The sequence below is a fragment of the Streptomyces odontotermitis genome (genome assembly GCF_050510915.1).
Classification (GTDB): Bacteria; Actinomycetota; Actinomycetes; order Streptomycetales; family Streptomycetaceae; genus Streptomyces.
In genome coordinates this window covers 479067-496390 of record NZ_JBNJLS010000004.1, presented here as the reverse complement: position 1 = coordinate 496390, position 17324 = coordinate 479067, and the positions used below count along the sequence as shown (strand labels likewise).

General features: G+C 74.1%; 12 protein-coding genes. All 12 read left to right on the top strand.

Translation table 11 applies throughout. From position 1 onward, the window contains the following. Window position 1: 1 nt before the first annotated feature. The 12 genes from ACQB60_RS15570 (at window position 2) to ACQB60_RS15515 (ending at window position 17292) form a co-directional block, all read left to right on the top strand. On the top strand, window positions 2-2407 hold the full coding sequence (locus ACQB60_RS15570) for a beta-ketoacyl synthase N-terminal-like domain-containing protein (RefSeq protein ID WP_496926554.1): 2406 nt from the start codon (window positions 2-4) through the stop codon (window positions 2405-2407). After that, entirely contained in the window at window positions 2404-3372 is a 969-nt protein-coding gene (locus ACQB60_RS15565; protein ID WP_496926553.1) for an ABC transporter ATP-binding protein, read from the top strand. Before ACQB60_RS15570 ends, ACQB60_RS15565 begins: the two co-directional genes overlap by 4 nt. After that, entirely contained in the window at window positions 3372-4580 is a 1209-nt protein-coding gene (locus tag ACQB60_RS15560; protein ID WP_496926552.1) for an ABC transporter permease, read from the top strand. Before ACQB60_RS15565 ends, ACQB60_RS15560 begins: the two co-directional genes overlap by 1 nt. Then, window positions 4577-5197: a hypothetical protein gene (locus ACQB60_RS15555; protein WP_496926551.1), complete on the top strand. Its 621-nt coding sequence runs from the start codon at window positions 4577-4579 to the stop codon at window positions 5195-5197. Before ACQB60_RS15560 ends, ACQB60_RS15555 begins: the two co-directional genes overlap by 4 nt. Before the next feature lies 1 nt (window position 5198). Continuing rightward, window positions 5199-6449 (top strand): hypothetical protein, encoded by a 1251-nt coding sequence (locus tag ACQB60_RS15550; RefSeq protein ID WP_496926550.1) that lies wholly within the window; start codon window positions 5199-5201, stop codon window positions 6447-6449. Window position 6450: 1 nt separating this feature from the next. Next, the gene (locus tag ACQB60_RS15545) at window positions 6451-8136 is read left to right on the top strand and encodes a phytoene desaturase family protein (RefSeq protein WP_496926549.1); all 1686 of its coding nucleotides are present in this window, start codon (window positions 6451-6453) and stop codon (window positions 8134-8136) included. Then, on the top strand, window positions 8133-8546 hold the full coding sequence (locus ACQB60_RS15540; protein ID WP_496926548.1) for a DUF1707 SHOCT-like domain-containing protein: 414 nt from the start codon (window positions 8133-8135) through the stop codon (window positions 8544-8546). The genes ACQB60_RS15545 and ACQB60_RS15540 overlap by 4 nt, the downstream gene beginning before the upstream one ends. Beyond that, entirely contained in the window at window positions 8543-10231 is a 1689-nt protein-coding gene (locus ACQB60_RS15535) for an MFS transporter (RefSeq protein WP_496926547.1), read from the top strand. The genes ACQB60_RS15540 and ACQB60_RS15535 overlap by 4 nt, the downstream gene beginning before the upstream one ends. Next, window positions 10140-11189 carry an ornithine cyclodeaminase gene (locus ACQB60_RS15530; RefSeq protein ID WP_496926546.1) on the top strand — a complete coding sequence of 350 codons (1050 nt, stop codon included), beginning with the start codon at window positions 10140-10142 and terminating at the stop codon, window positions 11187-11189. Before ACQB60_RS15535 ends, ACQB60_RS15530 begins: the two co-directional genes overlap by 92 nt. A gap of 57 nt (window positions 11190-11246) precedes the next feature. Next, window positions 11247-13655: a lantibiotic dehydratase gene (locus ACQB60_RS15525; protein ID WP_496926545.1), complete on the top strand. Its 2409-nt coding sequence runs from the start codon at window positions 11247-11249 to the stop codon at window positions 13653-13655. A 139-nt stretch (window positions 13656-13794) separates the two neighbouring features. After that, complete coding sequence (locus ACQB60_RS15520) at window positions 13795-15825, top strand: M6 family metalloprotease domain-containing protein (RefSeq protein WP_496926544.1); 2031 nt, start codon at window positions 13795-13797, stop codon at window positions 15823-15825. 63 nt (window positions 15826-15888) lie between these two features. Further along, window positions 15889-17292: an aminotransferase class V-fold PLP-dependent enzyme gene (locus ACQB60_RS15515; RefSeq protein ID WP_496926543.1), complete on the top strand. Its 1404-nt coding sequence runs from the start codon at window positions 15889-15891 to the stop codon at window positions 17290-17292. Window positions 17293-17324 lie beyond the last annotated feature (32 nt).

Genomic DNA, 17324 nt, shown 5'->3' with positions numbered 1-17324 from the left:
CATGACCGTCGTCATCACCGGCATCGGGCTGATCACGGCACTCGGCGCCGACACCGAGACGTGCTGGACGGGCATGAAACAGGGCCGCAGCGCCCTGGGGCCCGTCGAAGCCGTGGACACCGAAGGGCTCTCGACACGGGTGGGCGGCGAGGCCCCGTACCAGGACCGCCCCGGCGTGGACCGTTGCCTGGGCCTCGCCACCGCCGCCGCGGGCGAGGCCGTCGACGCCGCCCGCCTCGCGGCCGCGGGCTACGACCCCGACCGCGTGGGCGTCGTCGTCGGCAGCAGCCTCGGCACCATCCGCACGATGGAACGCTGGCACCGGCAGTACCTCACCCAGGGGCTGCGCAAGGCGGACGTCCGCCTGCTCACGGGGTACGCCCTGCACAGCGTGGCCGACGCCGTCGCCGGGGCCACCGGCCTCACCGGCCCCCGCACGCTGCTGTCCAACGCCTGCGCGGCGGGGGCCGTCGCCATCGGGTACGGCCTGGAGCTGCTGCTCGCCGACGAGGCCGACGCCGTCCTGGTGGGCGGGGTCGACCCGCTGGCCGGGCTGTCCTTCCACGGCTTCAACAGCCTGGGCGCGCTGGACGGGGAGCCCTGTTCGCCGTATTCGCGCTCCGGCGGGCTGACGCTGGGGGAGGGCGCAGGATTCCTCGTCCTGGAACGGGCCCCGAACGCGGCACGGCGCGGCGCACCCGCGATCGCCGAACTCGCCGGGTACGGACTGTCGACGGACGCCCACCACCAGACGGCCCCCGACCCCGGCGGGCGCGGAGCCCTGCGGGCGATGAAGGCCGCGCTGCGGGACGCGGGCGTGGCCGCCGCGGACGTCGACTACATCAACGGGCACGGCACGGGCACCCCCGCCAACGACTCGGTCGAACCCCGCGCCATCGCCGCCCTGTTCAAGCCCGCACCACCGGTCAGCTCGACCAAGTCGATGGTCGGGCACACCCTGGGCGCGGCCGGTGCGGTGGAGGCCGCGTGCTGCGCCCTCGCCCTCCGGGACCAGGTGCTGCCGCCCACGGTGCACACCGGGCAGGGGGCGAGCCCGAGCGGCCTGGACATCGTCGCCGAGCACGCCCGCCCGGCCACGGTGGACGTGGCGGTCTCCAACTCCTTCGCCTTCGGCGGCAACAACGCCGCGCTGGTGCTGCGCAAGCCCGGCCCGGGGCGTGGCCGCGCCCCTTCGGCGGAACCGGTCGAGGCGCCGCGGGACGTGGTGATCACCGGCATCGCGGGCATCGCCGGATCCGCCGCAGGCCACGACGAGTTGGTCCGCGCGCTCGTCGACGGCGAGCCCGTCTACCGGGACACGGTCGACGTCCCCGAGTACGGGCCGCGCACCGCCGGCCGCGTGGACCGCGCCGCCCTCACCCGGGGCATCAACCCCGCGGCCCTGCGCAAGATGGACCCCACGGGCGCGCTCGCCGCCGGGGCGGTGGCCGAACTCCACCGCCGGCACGGCAGGCCGCCCCGGCACGTCGCCGACGAGACCGGGCTGATCTTCGCCACGGGCCTGATCCCCGGCACACCGGTGGAGAGCTTCCACCGCGGCGTCGTCCTGCACGGCGCGAGCGGCGCGAACCCGAAGCACTTCCCCAACACGGTGGTCAACGCGGCCGTCGGCCACGTCGCCATCCTGCACCGGTTCCGCGGCGTCACCGCCACCGTGTGCAGCGGCGGCACCAGCGCGCTGGGGGCGCTGCACTACGCGTACCGGCTGATCCGGCGCGGTGCCGCGCGCCGCATCACCGTCGTCATGGCCGACGACTGCCCGGAGATCCTCGTGGCCGGGCACGTGAAGATCCCCGGCTTCCTCAGCAACGGGGACGTACGCCCCTACGCGGGCGGCGGCACCGTCCTGTCGGCCGGTGCGGTGGCCGTCCAGCTCGCATCAGCCGACCACGCCCAGGAGTTGGGGACTCCGGCGCTGGCGCGCGTCGCGGGCTTCGGGCTCGCCAGCGACCTCAGCGGCATCGCCGGACTGCGCGGCGACGGCCGGGCCTGGTCGCGTGCGCTGACGCAGGCCATGCGGGCGGCGTCGGTCACCCCGGACGACATCGACCTGGTCGCCGCCGCCGCGCTCGGCCGTCCGGCGGTCGACGACGCCGAGGCCGCCGCGCTCACCCTCGCCGGTCTTTCCGGCACGGCGGTCACGGCGGTCAAGTCGGTGGTGGGGGAGACCCAGGGGTCGGCCGGGGGCTTCGGGCTCGTCGCCGCCCTGGAGGCCATGGGCAGCGGCCGGATCGCCGCGACGGCGGGCGCCGGGCACGCGCCGCGCGCGGTGCCCGGGCTCGTGCCGTCCTCGGGGGCCGTGGCGCCGGTGGCGCACGCGGTCGTGTCGAGCTTCGCCTACGGCGCGAGCCACGTGGCGATGGTCGTGTCGAGGTGCGCTCCGTGAACGTGCGCGACAACGTCCTGGAGGCGACAGGACTGACCAAGCGCTTCGGGCGCCGCACCGCCGTCGACGCGCTCTCCTTCGACGTGGCGGAGGGCGAGATCGTCGGCTTCCTCGGCGCCAACGGGGCGGGCAAGTCGACCTCGATCGCCATGCTGTCCGGATCGCTCACCCCGGACGCGGGCACGGTGCGGGTCGGCGGCGTCGACCTCGCGGCGCACCCGGCGGCCGCCAAACGCCAACTCGGCGTCGTACCGCAGGACATCGCCCTGTACCCGACCCTGACGGGCCGCCAGAACCTGCGGTTCTTCGCCGGGGCCCAGGGCCTGCCCCGCCGCGCGCGGACGCGCGCGGTGCGCTGGGCCCTGGACGCCGTGGGCCTGGCCGACCGCGCCCGCGACAGCGTCGCCACGTACTCCGGCGGCATGCGCCGCCGCCTCAACATCGCCGCCGGGGTGCTGCACCAGCCGCGGCTGCTGTTCCTCGACGAGCCGACCGTGGGCGTCGACCCGCAGAGCCGGCACCAGATCTTCGAGACGGTGCGGCGGATGCGCGCGGAGCACGGCATGGCCGTGGTCTACACGTCCCACTACATGCCGGAGGTCGAGCAGCTGTGTGACCGCGTCGTCATCCTGGACGGCGGGCGCATCCTGGCCGCCGGTACCTGCGCCGAACTCGTCGCGCCCCTCGGCGGCGGCATCCTCGTGTGGCCCCTGGACCCCGGCGAACTCGCGGCCCTCCCCGAGGGCGTGACCACCGTGGCCGTGGCCCTGCGGGACGCCGGTGAGGTCATCGTGGAGGGCGCCACGATCCGCGTACGGGTCGAGGGGATGCGGCGCACCCTGACCGAGGTCCTGCGCGTGGCGTCCGAGCTGAACCTGGGCGTGGGGGGACTGCGGGTCCTGCACCCGGACGTGGAGACCCTCTTTCTCGACCTCACCGGCCGCACCCTGAGGGACGGTTCGTGATGCTCGCCATGATCCGCAAGGAGATCGCCGTCCTGGTGCGCGACCGCACCGTCCTGATCACGCTGTTCCTGTCGCCGCTGCTGTTCATCACCGTGATGAGCCTCGCCCTCGGCCAGTCGTTCCACGACCTCGGCTCCGCCCCGAAGGTCACCGTCGCGGTCGTCGACGAGGACCACGGCGCGGGGGCAGGCCGCCTTGTGCGGGAACTCCGGGGCGAACAGGGCGTCAAGGTGGACGCCGGGTCCGGCGACCGGCCGCTGTCCCGGTCCGCCGCCGACTCCATGGTGCGGCGCGGGACGGCCGGCCTGGCCGTCGTGATCCCGCCGGGGTTCACCGCCTCGACGGAGCAGGGCACCACCCCGCGCCTGTCCTTCGTGGTGGACCCGACAGCGCCCCGCCAGACCGTGGACCCGCTGCAGGGCGCGATACGGGCGACGGCCGACGCGGTCGCCGCCGACACGTACAACATCGCCTATCTGCAAGGGGAGTTGAAGCAGACGACCGACCAGAAGCGACGCGCCCAGCTCGAACAGGCCCTCGCCAAGGCGAACAGCGGCGGACGGGTCCACACCACGACCGGCACCCCGCAGGGGAGCGCCAAGCCCGCCTATCCGTCGGTCTATCAGCAGAACGTGCCGGGCTACGCGGTCATGTACGCCTTCTTCATCGTGACGCTGCTGACCGCCTCGATCATGGCGGAGAAGCGCGAGGGGACCTTCCTGCGGCTGCTGTCCACACCGATGCCGCGCCGGGCCGTCCTCGCCGGGAAGATCGCCCCCTACCTGCTGGTCTCACTGATCCAGGTCGCGACGATGTTCGCCTTCGGCCGCCTCGTCTTCGGGATGGACCTGGGCGCCCATCCCCTCGCGCTGGTCCCGGTCACCGTGGGCCTGGCCGTGTGCGCCGTGGGGTTCGGGGTGCTCCTGTCGGCGTGGGCCACCAGCGAGTCCCAGGCCAACACCCTCGGCACGATCTCGGTGATCGTCCTCGCCGCGCTCGGCGGCTGCATGGTGCCGGGCGTCTTCATGCCGGACTTCATGCGCCGCATCGCGGAGTACGTCCCCCAGGGCATCGCCCTCAACGCCTACCAGGACGTGCTGGTCCGCGGCTCCGGAGCGGCAGGCGTGCTGCCCGCCTCGCTCTGTCTGCTCGGTCTCGGGGTGGCGGCCTTCGCCGTCGCCCTGCCGAAGTTCCGGTTCGCACGATGAAAGGCATCCATGTGAGCGTCACCCGCACCGCTACCCCGAAGGACCACTTCGGGCGGCAGGCCAGCCCCTCCGGGCGGGCCCTGCTCACCGCGCTCGGCCGGGGCAGGCCGTCGCGGTGCCCGGACGGGCGCTGGCACTGGCCCGCGTCCGACGGGCGCGGCTCGGTCTCGCACACCGGCGCCGTCGGCGCGGCGGCCGTGGCCGAGGGCACCTGGATCGGCGTCGACGTCCAGGAGGACCGGCAACGCCCGGCCGCGCTGCGGTGGTTGGCCACCGTCGTGGGCGGGCCCGTCGGCATCCGCGAGTGGGCCGAGGTCGAGGCGCTGCTCAAGGCCCAGGGCCGGGCAGGCAGCAGACCCACCCGGGTGCCGCTGCCCCCGTGGCGTCCGGGCTGGCGGGCGGCCGGGGACGGCTGGTGGGTACGCAGCACGCGGATCGAACCGCACCTCTGCCTGGCCGTTGCGGCGGAGGAGCCGTTGCCGGTGACGGTTGAGCGGCTGGCGGTTGAGCGGTCGGTGGTCGACCGGTCGGCGAGGGGCCGGGCGGCCATCTGCCGGCCGGTGGTCGCCCGAGCCGTGATCGACCGAGCCGTGATCGACCGAGCGGGGCGGTGGTGACATGTACGTCCGCAGGATCTCTCCCACCGAACGCCTCTACGTGGCGCGGGCGTTGGCCACCCCTCCGATGGCCATTCAACTCGTGGTCGAAGGCGCCGGCACCCTCGACGCGGCGGCCCTGGCCGACGCCGTGGCGGCCGCCTCGCTGAACTGCCCCGGGGCCAGGGTGGTGCGGCGCGGCCGGACCTGGGTCGACACGGGGCCGGAACCGGCCGTGCGCCGCGTCGCCGACGCCGTGGACGGGCTGCGCTTCGAACACCCCGCGCTGCGGGCCCCGTTCCACGCGTCGACCGGACCCAACTGCGAGGTCCTCCTGGCCGGGAAGGCGGCGGACACCGTCGTCTTCCGCGCCTTTCACGCGGTCATGGACGGGCAGGGCGTCCTCACCTGGGCCGCGAACGTCTTCGCCGCCCTGCGCGGCGAGCCCGGCACCCCCGCCCGGTCCACCGTCACCGAGACCGACGTCGTCGACGCGTTCCCGCCCCGGCCCCGGCAGGGGCCACTGCCCCCGGACTGCGCGTCGCCCCTGCTCCGCTTCCCGGCAGGCCCAGGTCCCCAACACGCCGACCCTGAGCTGTGGTTGTGGCGGCGCCGGACGATACCCGGCCGCCATCGCGCCCTCGCGGCGAAGGTCGCCGCCGCGGTCGCCGAGCTGGGGGAGGACCCCTGCCGGTTCGTGATCCCGGTGAGTCTGCGCCGCCACGGCGACGGCTTGGGCCGCCATGGTGAGGGCTCGGGCCGCCACGGAGAGAGCTCGGGTCGCCACGGAGAGGGCTCGGGCAGGCGCGGTGGCCCTCTCGTCTCCACCGCCAACCTGACCCTCCCCGTCTACCTCGACGTGCCCGCGGGCAGCCCGTGGCCGCAGGTGCGCGACCGGCTGCGCGACGCGCTCGCCGAGCGCCGTGAGCTGGGCTCGGGCGGCCTCGAGCCCGTGGTCGAGAGGGCCACGGACCGCACCATCGCCGCGGGCAGCGCGGTCGCCGCCCACGGACCGCGACTGCCCTGCACGGCGGTGATCTCCCACGTCGGCGCCGTCCACCCCGCGTCGCTCTCCGCCCCCGGTTTCGTGGCCCGCACCGTGTACTCGCTGCCCATGTACGTCTCCTACGCCCCCGTCTTCTTCACCGCCTACCAACTGCCCGGCCACGTCGAGCTCTCCCTGTCCTGCGCCGACGGGCCCGGGACGGGTGCCCGCGCCGAAGCCCTGCTCGACCACGTCCACGACGCGCTCCTGCGCGGAGAGGGGGCCTGAGGTGACGAGGCGAGAGAAGTGGGACGCCATCGTCGTCGGCAGCGGCATCGGCGCCCTGGTCTGCGCCGCCTACCTCGCGGCGGACGGCCGCGAGGTCCTGGTCTGTGAGCAGCACTCCGTGCCCGGAGGCAGCTCCCACGTCTTCCGCCGACGGCGACGGCAGGGGCGGTACGAGTTCGACGTCGGCGCGCACTACATCGGCGACTGCGGCCCCGACGGGCTGCTGCCCGCCGTGTACCGGGGGCTCGGCCTCGCGGACCGCGTCAGGTTCAGGCCGCTGGACCCCGACTGCTTCGACACGGTCCGCTTTCCCGGCCGCACCCTGGAAGTGGGCGTCGGCTGGGACGCGTACCGGCGGCGCCTGAGCGCGGCATGCCCGGCCGACGCCGACGGCATCGGCCTCTTCCTGCGCGTCTGCGCGGGCATCGGCGAGGAGAAGCGTGCCGCCCTGCTTGCCGAACGCGAGCCCGCCGCCGCGGAGTTGAGCCGGGGCATGCCGTACGCGACGCGCTGGGCGAACCGTCCCCTGTCCGAACTCTTCGACCACTGCGGCCTTTCGCGGCGGGCGGCGGCCCTGCTGGCCGCGCAGTCCGGCAACTACGGGTCGCCGCCGAGCGAGACGACCGTGCTCACCCACGTGTACATGCTGGACAGCTATCTGCGCGGCGCCTACTACCCCGAGGGCGGCGGGCAGATGCTCAGTGCGGCCCTCATCGAGTCCCTCCGGGCCGACGGCGGGGCCCTGCGCACCAGGTGCCGGGTCGAGCGCATCCTCGTCGACCGCGGCAGGGCCACCGGGGTGCGCCTGGCCTCGGGCGAGGTCCTCACGGCACCCGTCGTGGTGTCGGGCGCCGACTTCCCGCGCACCGTCCTGGAACTGGCCGGACCCGAACACTTCCCGCCCGCCCTGGTGCGCAGGACCCGCCAGGCGCGCATGCGCATGCCGGTCGCCGTGCTCTACCTGGGTCTGTCCGTGCCGCTCGACCGGCTGTCCGACGCCAACATCTGGTTCCACCGGGGCTGGGACATCGAGGACGCCTACGCACAGTTGCGCACAGGCTGCCCCGACGGCCAACTCCCCTTCGTCTTCGTCTCGTTGGCGTCCCGGAAGGATCCGGCGTCGGCCACCGTCTGTCCGCCGGGGCACAGCAACGTCCAGGTGATGACGCCGTACCGGCTGCCGGGCTCGTACCCCCGGAGCTACCGGCGCGATCCGGGCTACCGGCAGGACAAGGAACGCGTACAGCGGATGCTTCTGGACGCCGCCAAGGAGGCGTTGGGCCCGGTGGACGCGTCCGGTGCCCTCGGCCCGCTGGAGCAGCACATCGTGCACGCCGAGACCTCCACCGGACTGACCCACGAGCGCTACACCGGATCGACCGGCGGAACCCCCTACGGGCTGGGCACATGGGGAACGATCAGCGCCAGGCCGGGCGTCGAGACGGCCGTCAAGGGGCTCTACGTCGTCGGCCAGAGCACCCGTTACGGCAGCGGCATCGTCGGGACCGCCCTGAGCGGGATCGTGGCCGCGGAGGCCGTCACCCACCGCCGCCTGCTGGCCCGCGCCCACCGCGGCGCGCAACTCGCCGCCCCGGCCCGGCTGCCGGACCGGCCCGCCGACTGGGACCCCGTGCAGGCCGCCGTACGACCGGTGGCACCGCGAACGCACAACGGAGCACAGACATGACCGTCGACCACCGCAAAGGGCTGCGCGCCGGAGACGCCGAACGCGACCAGGCCGTCGAGGCCCTCGGACAGCACTTCGCAAAGGGGCGCCTCGATGCGCAGACCTACGAGACACGCTCGGCGGCGGCACTGCGCGCGACCTGCGTGAGTGAACTGGCCGCCCTGTTCGCGGACTTGCCCGCCCCGCGGCCGGCGTACGCGGGCAGAGGTCCCCGGAGGGAGAACCGCGGCATCCGCTCGCGGCGCGTCGCCCTGGCCGTCGCAGGAGCCGTGTGGCCGCTCACGCTGCTGATCGTGATCGCCACGGGGGTGTGGCAACTCGTCCTCGTCCCCGTCGCGTTCACCTCGATCACCGGCATCCGGCTGCGCAGGAGCAGCAGGCGGCCCCGGCGCCGGGGAGACGACCGGTGAGCGCCCGGGCCACCGCTGCCACCCTCCGGTATCCGGCGCTGACCACGGCCGCCTGCTGCGGCGGGGTGGTGATGAGCCTGCAGGAGACCACGGCCGCCATGGCCACCCTGCGCGCGATCCAGGACGACCTTCATGTGCCGCCGGGCGCCCTGAGCTGGATCGCGAGTCTCTACACGCTGATGGTGGCCGTCCTCGTCCTCACCGGCGGAACGGTCGCCGAACGCTTCGGCCGGCGCCGCGTCTACATGCTCGGCACCGTCCTGATCGCCTGCGGATCGCTCACCGCCGCGACCGCCGGGTCCTATGCCCAACTCCTCGCGGGACGCGCCGTCAGCGGCGTCGGCGGGGCGGTGGTGCTGCCGACGTCACTGGCGATCCTCTCGCTCAGCACCGACGACCCGGCGCGCCGGATGCGGCGCGTGTCGACGTGGATCACCTCCTCCGGCGTCGCCCTGGCCTGCGGTCCCGTCCTGGGCGGACTGCTGGTCGACCGCGTCGGCTGGCACGCCGCGTACCTCGTCAACGTCCCCCTGGCCGCGATCACCCTGGCCCTGACGCGCTGGGGCGTACCGGAGTCGCGCACTCCCGGGCGGAGCCTGGACCTTCCGGGCCAGGTCTGCGCCGTCGCGGGCCTGGGGCTGACCGTCTACGCCATCACCCGCGCCGGGCACAGCGGTTACGGCGACCCGGTCACCCTCGCCGCGCTCGCCCTGGGCCTGCTCGGCGTGGTGGCCCTCGTCCTGGTCGAGCGGCGGGCCGCCGACCCCATGCTGCGGGTCCGCCCGATGGCCCGACTGCCGCACCTGGCCGGTCTGTTGCTCGCCTGCTGCGCCATGCTCGGCTTCGTCGGCGCGTGCTATCTGCAGACCCTGTTCTTCCAGAGCGCGCGGGGTCTGTCCCCGCTCGCGGCGGCCGTCCATCTGCTGGCCCTGGTGGTTCCCTTCCTGGTCACCAACACCGTCAGCGGCAGACTCCTGGCCCGCTTCCATCCCCTGAGCGTGGCCGTCGTCGGCTTCCTGCTCTCCGCCGCGGGCGCCTGCGTCCTGGCGTTCTGCCAGACGGCCCGCGCGTCCGACGCGGTGTCGGCGGGCGGCATGGCGCTGCTGGGCGCGGCACTCGGTCTGACCGTCACGCCCGCCACCACCGCCGCCATCATGGCGGTCGGCCCCGACGACGCCTCGGCCGCGTCCAGCAGCGCCACCGCCTTCCGCCAGTTCGGCTCCGTACTCGGCACCTCGGTCCTCGGCAGCGTGTTCGCCGCCCGGTTCGTCGCCGGTCTGCCGGGCGCGCTGACCGGCGCCGGACTGCCGTCGTCGATGGCCGAGAGCATCGCCCGCGCCGTCCGCGACGGTGAGGGCCACTCCTCGTCCCCCGCCCTCGCCCGGGTCACCGAGGCGGTCGCCGACGCCCTCGCCGAGGGCGTGTCAGCGGCCTACCTCACGGCCGCGGGCGTCCTGCTCGCCGCCGCGGCGCTGGCGGGCTTCACCCTGCTCCGCGCGTCCCGCCCCTCCGGCCCCTCGGGCTCCTCCGGCCCCTCCGGACCTTCCGGTCCGTCTCGCCCGTCCCGCTCGTCCCTGAAGAAGAGGCACAGCCGTGAACGACATTCTGTACTTGGACACGCCCTCCGTAGCCGCCGTGCTGGCGGATCTGCCCGTCGTGGACGCCATCGCGCGGGCGCAGCGTGACCACGCCCGAGGTGCGGTGGTCCTGCCCGAGGAGGCGTATCTGCGCTGGGACCACACGGAGGGGTGGGCGCGGAGCCTCTGTCTGCCCGCGGCGCTCGGCAAACCGGCCACCGTCGCCGGCACGAAGATCATCAACAGTTGTCTCGGCAACCCCGCAAAGGGACTTCCGCGCGCGGGCGGACTGCTCGCGCTGTACGACGTCGAGACCGCCCAGGTCCGCACGCTCATGGCGGCCGCCGAGCTGTCCGCGACCCGCACCGCCGCCGTGAGCGCGCTCGGGGCGCTGCACCTGGCCCCCGCCCCGGTCACCGATGTCGCGCTCTTCGGCGCGGGGCCCATCGGCCGGACCCACGCACGCGTTGTCGCCCGCACCCTGCCCGAGCCCCCGCGCACCATCCGCCTGTACGACCTGGACGCCGCACGGTGCGCCGAAGCGGCCCGCGTCCTCGCGGCGGAACTCGGCCCCGTCCGCGTGCGCGCCGCCGCGAGCCCCGCCGAAGCCCTCGACGGCGCCTCGCTCGTCGTGGCCGCCACCACCACGGACCGTCCGTACCTGGACCTCCACGACGTGCCCGCCGGGAGCCTCACGGTCAACGTGGGCCTCGACGACTGCGCCGAGGGGCTGCTCATGGGCGCGGACGTGCTGGTCGTGGACAGCTGGCAGCTGGTGGCTGCCGACCACCGGCGGCTGCTCGGCAGGCTCATCGCCGAGGGCAAGGTCACGCGGGAGCTCTCACCGGGCCCCTCCCCGCGCCCCTCGCCAAATACCCCTCCCGCGGTGCGCGCCGTGGACGCCGAGATCGGTGAACTCGTGGCCGGGCAGCGGCAATTGACCCTCCCGCCGCGCGGCCGCGTCGTGTTCAACCCCTTCGGCATGGCGGTCAACGACGTGGCCCTGGGCAGCGTGATCGACCGCGAGGCCCGCAGGCGGGGGCTGGGAATCCGGCTGCCCGGCTGAGAGCCGGGACGTGGTGGCCGGCTGATCGGTACGACTCGACGAGCGAGACGAGGACGCATGACAGAGCACGACCCGCACGCCCACAGCGTGGAACTGGGCACCACCGGCTGGCGCGTCTGGCGCGACGCGGTGCTGCGCACGGCCGGATTCCCGGCCGACGGGCTCACCAGGTTCAGCGCACCGGACTGCGCCGAGGTGACGGACCGCCACCTCGCCGGGGCCGGTACCCGCGAGGAGTTCGAGACCGCCTTCGGGCGGGCCACGGAGCACTGCGCCCGCGAGATCGGCGCCGTGGCCGCGGACCCGCTGCTGCGCGAGGCCATGACCTGGCAGAACCGCGGCGCCCTGACCCTGCTCGACTCCCTGCGCCGCGGCGGCCCGACGCCCCGCCGCAACACCACCCGCAGGCGTCGCGAACAGGACCTGAGCCGCTACTGGCAGCGCTACTGCGGCAAAGCCGAGACCATCGGCTTCTTCGGCCCGTCCGCCTGGGTCCGGGTGGACCCCGGCGCCACCGCGATCACCCTCAGCCCCGGCAGCACGATGCTCGCCCGTCGGCAGGTCTTCTTCGAACCCTGGGCGCTGACCGCGTTCGGCGCCTGGCTCGCCGAGGACCCCGGGATCAGGGCCTGGCTGCCCCCGACGCTCCACCCCCATCTGGCAGTTGAAGGACAGCGGCTCCTGCGCCAGGGGGCGTCGCCGATACGCCTGACGCCGGCCCAGGCGGCCGTCGCGGCGCTGTGCGACGGGGAGACCCCCGCCGCCGTGATCGCCGAACGCCTCCTCGCCGCCCCGTACCTGGCCGCCGCCCCGGACCCGGACACCGGGCTGCGCCGTGCTGAGGACGTCCACCGCATCCTCACCCAGCTCGCGCGCCGCCGGCTGATCGCCTGGGACGCCAACCTCCCCACCGACGCACGGGCCGAGACCGCCGTGCGCCGACGGCTCGCGGCCATCGGCGACCCGGTGGCGGCCGCCCGCGCCCGCGCCGCCTTCGCCCGGCTGTGCGTCGCTCGGGACGACGTCGCCGCGGCCGCCGGTGACAGTGACCGACTGGCCGCCGCCCTGGACGCCCTGGACCGGGAGTTCACCGCCCTCACCCGGCGCGAACCCAGCCGGGCACGGGGCAAGACGTACGCGGGCCGGGGGCTCTGCTACGAAGACACCACGCGCGACGTCGGCCTGACGATCGGCAGCGACTTCCTGGACCGGCTTGCCCCGCCCCTGTCCCTCGTGCTCCAGGCCACCCGGTGGTTCAGCGCCGAACTCGTCGACACCTACGATCGCGAACTGACCAAGCTGTTCGACAAGGCGGCCACTGCCACCGCCACCACTCCCGATGCGCCCGGCCCGGAGGTCACCCTCGCCGACCTGTGGCGCCCCGCACTGCGGCTGTTCTGGAACAACGACCGCCGCCCCGTGGACGACGTCACCGACGAGTTCGCCCGCCGCTGGCACACGCTCCTCGGGCTGAACCAGGGCGGAAGCCGGGGCGGAAGCCGGGACACGTCCACCGTCCGGCTCTCCTCCGCCGAACTCGCCCCCGAGGCACGGCGGCTCTTCGCTGCCGAGCGCCCGGGCTGGTCGCTCGCCCGCATCCACAGCCCCGACCTCCAGATCTGCGCCGAGTCCGCCGAGGCCGTCGACGAGGGCGCGTACGAGGTGGTCCTCGGCGAGATGCACGCCTGCGCACCCACGCTGCTGGTGAACCTGTTCACCTGGTCCGCCGACGACCCGGCCTTCGCCGGCCGGCAGGCGCACTGCGACTACCGGGCGCCCCGCGTGGTGCCCCTGCTGCCCGCCACGTGGCCGCGGAGCACCGGACGCATGGTTCCGGCCGAGGTGATCGAGAGCGACCTGCTCCTCGGCTTCGCCCCGGCCCCGGGCGTCGACCGGCGCCGCCTCGTCCCCGTCTCCGCGGTCCGGCTGCGCCGCGACGACGAGGCGGCGAAGGTGCGGGCGGTGCTCCCGGACGGCCAGGAGCTGCCGCTCACAGAGCTGTTCGGCGTCTTCCTCACGCTCATCGCGGTCGACGCCTACAAGACGGTCACCCACGGGGCGCACCTGCCGCGCGTGGTCGTCGACGACCTCGTCCTGTTCCGGGAGACCTGGCGCACCGGGGTGGACGCCGTGGCCCTCCCCAAGCGCAGCAAGAGCGCGGGCGGCAGTGAGCGGGAGGACTATCTGGCCGTACGGCGCTGGCGGGCCGGACTGGGCCTGCCCGAGCGGGTGTTCATCAAGGTCGAGGGGGAGATGAAGCCCGTCTACGTCGACTTCACCAGCCCCGTGTACGTGGGGTCGCTGTGCACGCTGCTGCGCGCCGCCCAGCGCCGCTGCGGCCCGGAGGCGGACGCGGAACTCGTCGTCAGCGAGGCACTTCCGGGCCCCGGTCACGCCTGGGTGCACGATGCGCAGGGGCGCCGCTATGTGAGCGAACTGCGCCTGCACGTGGTGGATCCCGCGTGACCACCTCCGCCGGGCATCACGCGACCGCCCCGGCGAACCCGTCCCAAAAGTGCGTTGACGTCCCACCCGCCACGGCGGAAGGTGCAGACCGAACGGCTTGTCGTGTTCTGGTCCTCGTCCTCCAGGCTAGGGGTGAGCCTTGTTCCTCCGTCGTAGACGCATACGCGGCGTCCTCCCCGTCGCACTCCTCGGTCTCCTCGCCGCAGCCCTCGCCGCCGGGCCCGCGCAGGCCGACCCGCACGCCGCGGACCGGCCGCACCGGCCACCGCCGCTCGTCCAGCCGACCGACCCGCAGCACTGGCAGAACCCCGACGACATGACCTGGGCGGACTACCGCTCCGTCCCCGGCACCGACTGGTCCGACCCCGGGAACAAGCCCAGCAAGCGGACCTTCAAGGGCGCCCTCGTGCTGCTCGACTATCCCGACGAGGAGTTCACCGCCAGCAAGGCCGCCGGTTCGAGCCTCTTCGGGAACCCGCAGCCCGGCGCCTCCGACATCCCCCGCAGTCAACTGCCGGCCTTCTACCGGGACTTGCTGAACAAGCCGGGCGCGCTCAACCACGGGCACACCATCAACGAGTACTGGATGGAGGACTCCGGAGGCCGCATCGGGGTCGACCTGACCGCCTTCGGCGTCTACCGCATGCCGTTCAAGTCCTACCAGTACGGCATCGAGCCGAGCATGAATCCCGGCGCCTGCCCGCTCGGCACCACCTGCGGGAAGAACATCCGGACGGACGGCAAGGCCGCCTGGACCGCCGACGTGGGCGGCGGGGAGACCGCGAAGTACGACTTCGTCTTCTACCTCACCGCCGGGCAGGACGAGTCGTCCGTCTGGCAGGAGTTCGGGCAGATGAAGTTCGCGGGCCCGCAGGGCGTCCCGGCCGCCTGGGGTCCGCCCTCGCCGATCGCCTCCGGCGGCAACGCCGCCAACACCCGCTACGTGCCCTGGACTTCATGGGCCGCCGCCGCCCGCATCTGGCCCAACGCGGCCGACGGCTCGTCCACCCAGGCCGAGAGCTCCGGCATGGCCGTGTACGCCCACGAGCTCAGCCACATCCTGGGGATCGGCGACAACTACAACAACCCGTACGGGACTCCGCTGCGCCGCTCGTACACCGGCATCTGGGGCATGCTCTCGCGCGGCTCGTTCAACGGGCCCGGCGGGCCGCACACGCGCTGGCGGATACCCGCCACCAACGGCGCCTCGATGGGGGCCCAGCACGTCCTGCGCGACAAGCTCAAGCTCGGGATCGTCGACGAGAAGAACGTGCTGCGCCTGGACCGGGACGCCCTGAAGGGCTCCGGAACCGTCGTCGCCCGCGTCACCGCCCGTGCCGCGCCGCCCGGCGACAAGGGGCTCAGCGGCGTCAACATCACCATGGGCCGCGACCTCTCACCGGCCTGCGATCCGGCCGCCGACCCGCTGTGCGACGGCGGCGGCTACGACAACTACACCGTCGAGGTCGTCGACCGCATGGGCATGGACTCCTTCACGCCCGACCACGGCGTGCTGCTCGCCAAGACCAAGAACCAGGACCGGGCGCCGTTCGCCTGGGTGGTCGACGCGCACCCCGAGGACATCGGCATGGTGGACTTCAAGCGCCCCGACGGCACCCCCCAGAAGATCACCATGGGCGACTACCGCCAGCTCAGCGACGCCCTGCTGCACGCCGGGGCCGACTCCGGCAGCCAGTACGAGTACGTCGACGAGGCCAACCGGCTGCACTTCTACGTCCTCGACCTGCAGCGCGGCCCCACCGGCGTGCTCTCGTACACCATCGCCGTGAAGTCCCTCGACGGGGCGGGCCCGCAGCTTCGGGGCGTGGACCTCGGCCGCGGCAAGGCCAAGGGCAACCCCGCGCGCCGGGCCGTGTGCTCCTTCGACCTCGCCAACACCGGGCGGGCCGCCCCCGCCGACCAGGGCAAGGGGCTCGACCGGTATCTGGGGTCGGACGTCTACCGGCTGACGGCCACGGCATCCGGCCGCGGCTGGTCCGCCTGGCTCCCCAACCGGCTCGCCACCGCGAAGACCGGCCGCTCGGCCCAGGTCGAGGTCGCCGTCACCGCGAAGCCGCACGCCGACCGGCACGGCAAGGTCACGCTCACCGCCCGCTCCGAGAGCGACCCGGGCAAGACCGCCAAGGCGTCCTGCACGCTGAACAGTTGACCGTTTGAGCTCTCGTCCGCAGAGATCTGGACACATCCGCGCGGAAAGCGGAGATTTGTGTAGGTGAGCACGGACGACGAGCGGGGCGAGGGGTCCTTCGCGCGGCTGCGCGCCGAGGAGTTCGGCTACTTGGACGAGGCAGGGGAGGTGTATCTCGACCACACCGGCGCCGCTCCCGTGCCGCGGAGCCTGGCCGACGCGCACGCGGCGCGGCTGCGCGGCAGGGCGTTCGGCAATCCGCACACGGAGAGCCCGGCGTCGGAGGCGTCCACGGCGCTGGTCGAGGACGCCCGGACGCGGGTGCTCCGGTTCCTGGACGCGGATCCGGAGCAGTACACCGTCATCTTCACGGCCAACGCGTCACAGGCCGTGAAGCTGGTGGCGGAGGCATATCCGTTCAGCCGGTGGTCGAGGCCGCTGCTGCTCACCCAGGACAACCACAACTCCATCAACGGAGTACGGGAGTTCGCGCGCCGTGCGCGGGCGAAAGTGCAGCTGGTGCCGTTCTCCGGGAACGAGCTGAGGGTGTCCGGCGGCGCCGTGCGACGCGCGCTCTCGGGGCGGCGGGGAGGGCTGTTCTGCTTTCCGGCGCAGAGCAACTTCAGCGGCGTACGGCATCCGCTGGAGTGGGTCGCCGAGGCGCGCGCCGCCGGCTGGCACACGCTGCTCGACGCCGCCGCGTACCTGCCGACGGGGACGCTGTCCCTGCGCCGGGCGCCCGCGGACTTCGTCGTCGCCAGCTGGTACAAGGTCTTCGGCTACCCGTCCGGCGTCGGCAGCCTGGTGGCCCGGCGCGACGCGCTCGCCGCACTGCGCCGCCCCTGGTTCGCGGGCGGCACGATCCAGGTCGTCAGCGCCCGCGCGCGCTGGCACCGGATGGCCCAGGCGCCCGCGGCGTTCGAGGACGGCACCCCGGACTTCCACGCCGTCCCGCAGATCGTCACCGGGCTCGACTGGTACGAGTCGGTGGGGGCGCAGGCCGTCGCGGACCACGTCTCACGCCTCACCGGGCGGCTGCTGAGCGGGGTCGCCGCGCTGCGGCACCCGGGCGGGCGGCCGCTCGTCCGCGTCTACGGTCCGCGCGGCACCGAGGGGCGCGGCGGCACGGTCGCGTTGAACGTCCTGGACGGCCGCGGTCACGTCGTCGACGAGCGGATCGTGGCGCGGGAGTGCGCGGCGGCGGGCATCTCGGTGCGGACCGGCTGCTTCTGCAACCCCGGCGCGGGCGAGGAAGCCTTCTCCATCGCGCCCCGGCTGCTGCACCGCGCGGGCGGCGTCCGCTGGCGCGCCGAGACCATCGACGGCTACATACGGCGGCTCGGCCTGCCGTCCGGCGGCGCCGTGCGGGTCTCGCCGGGCATCGCCAACACCGCGGCCGACATCGACCGGTTCGTGGAGTTCCTGCGCGAGACGTTCGCCGCCGGCACTCCGGAGCGGGGTGCGCTCGCGCCGCGCGTCAGCTGCTGAGCTGCGGGAGCAGGGGCCCCGCCGGAGCCCGC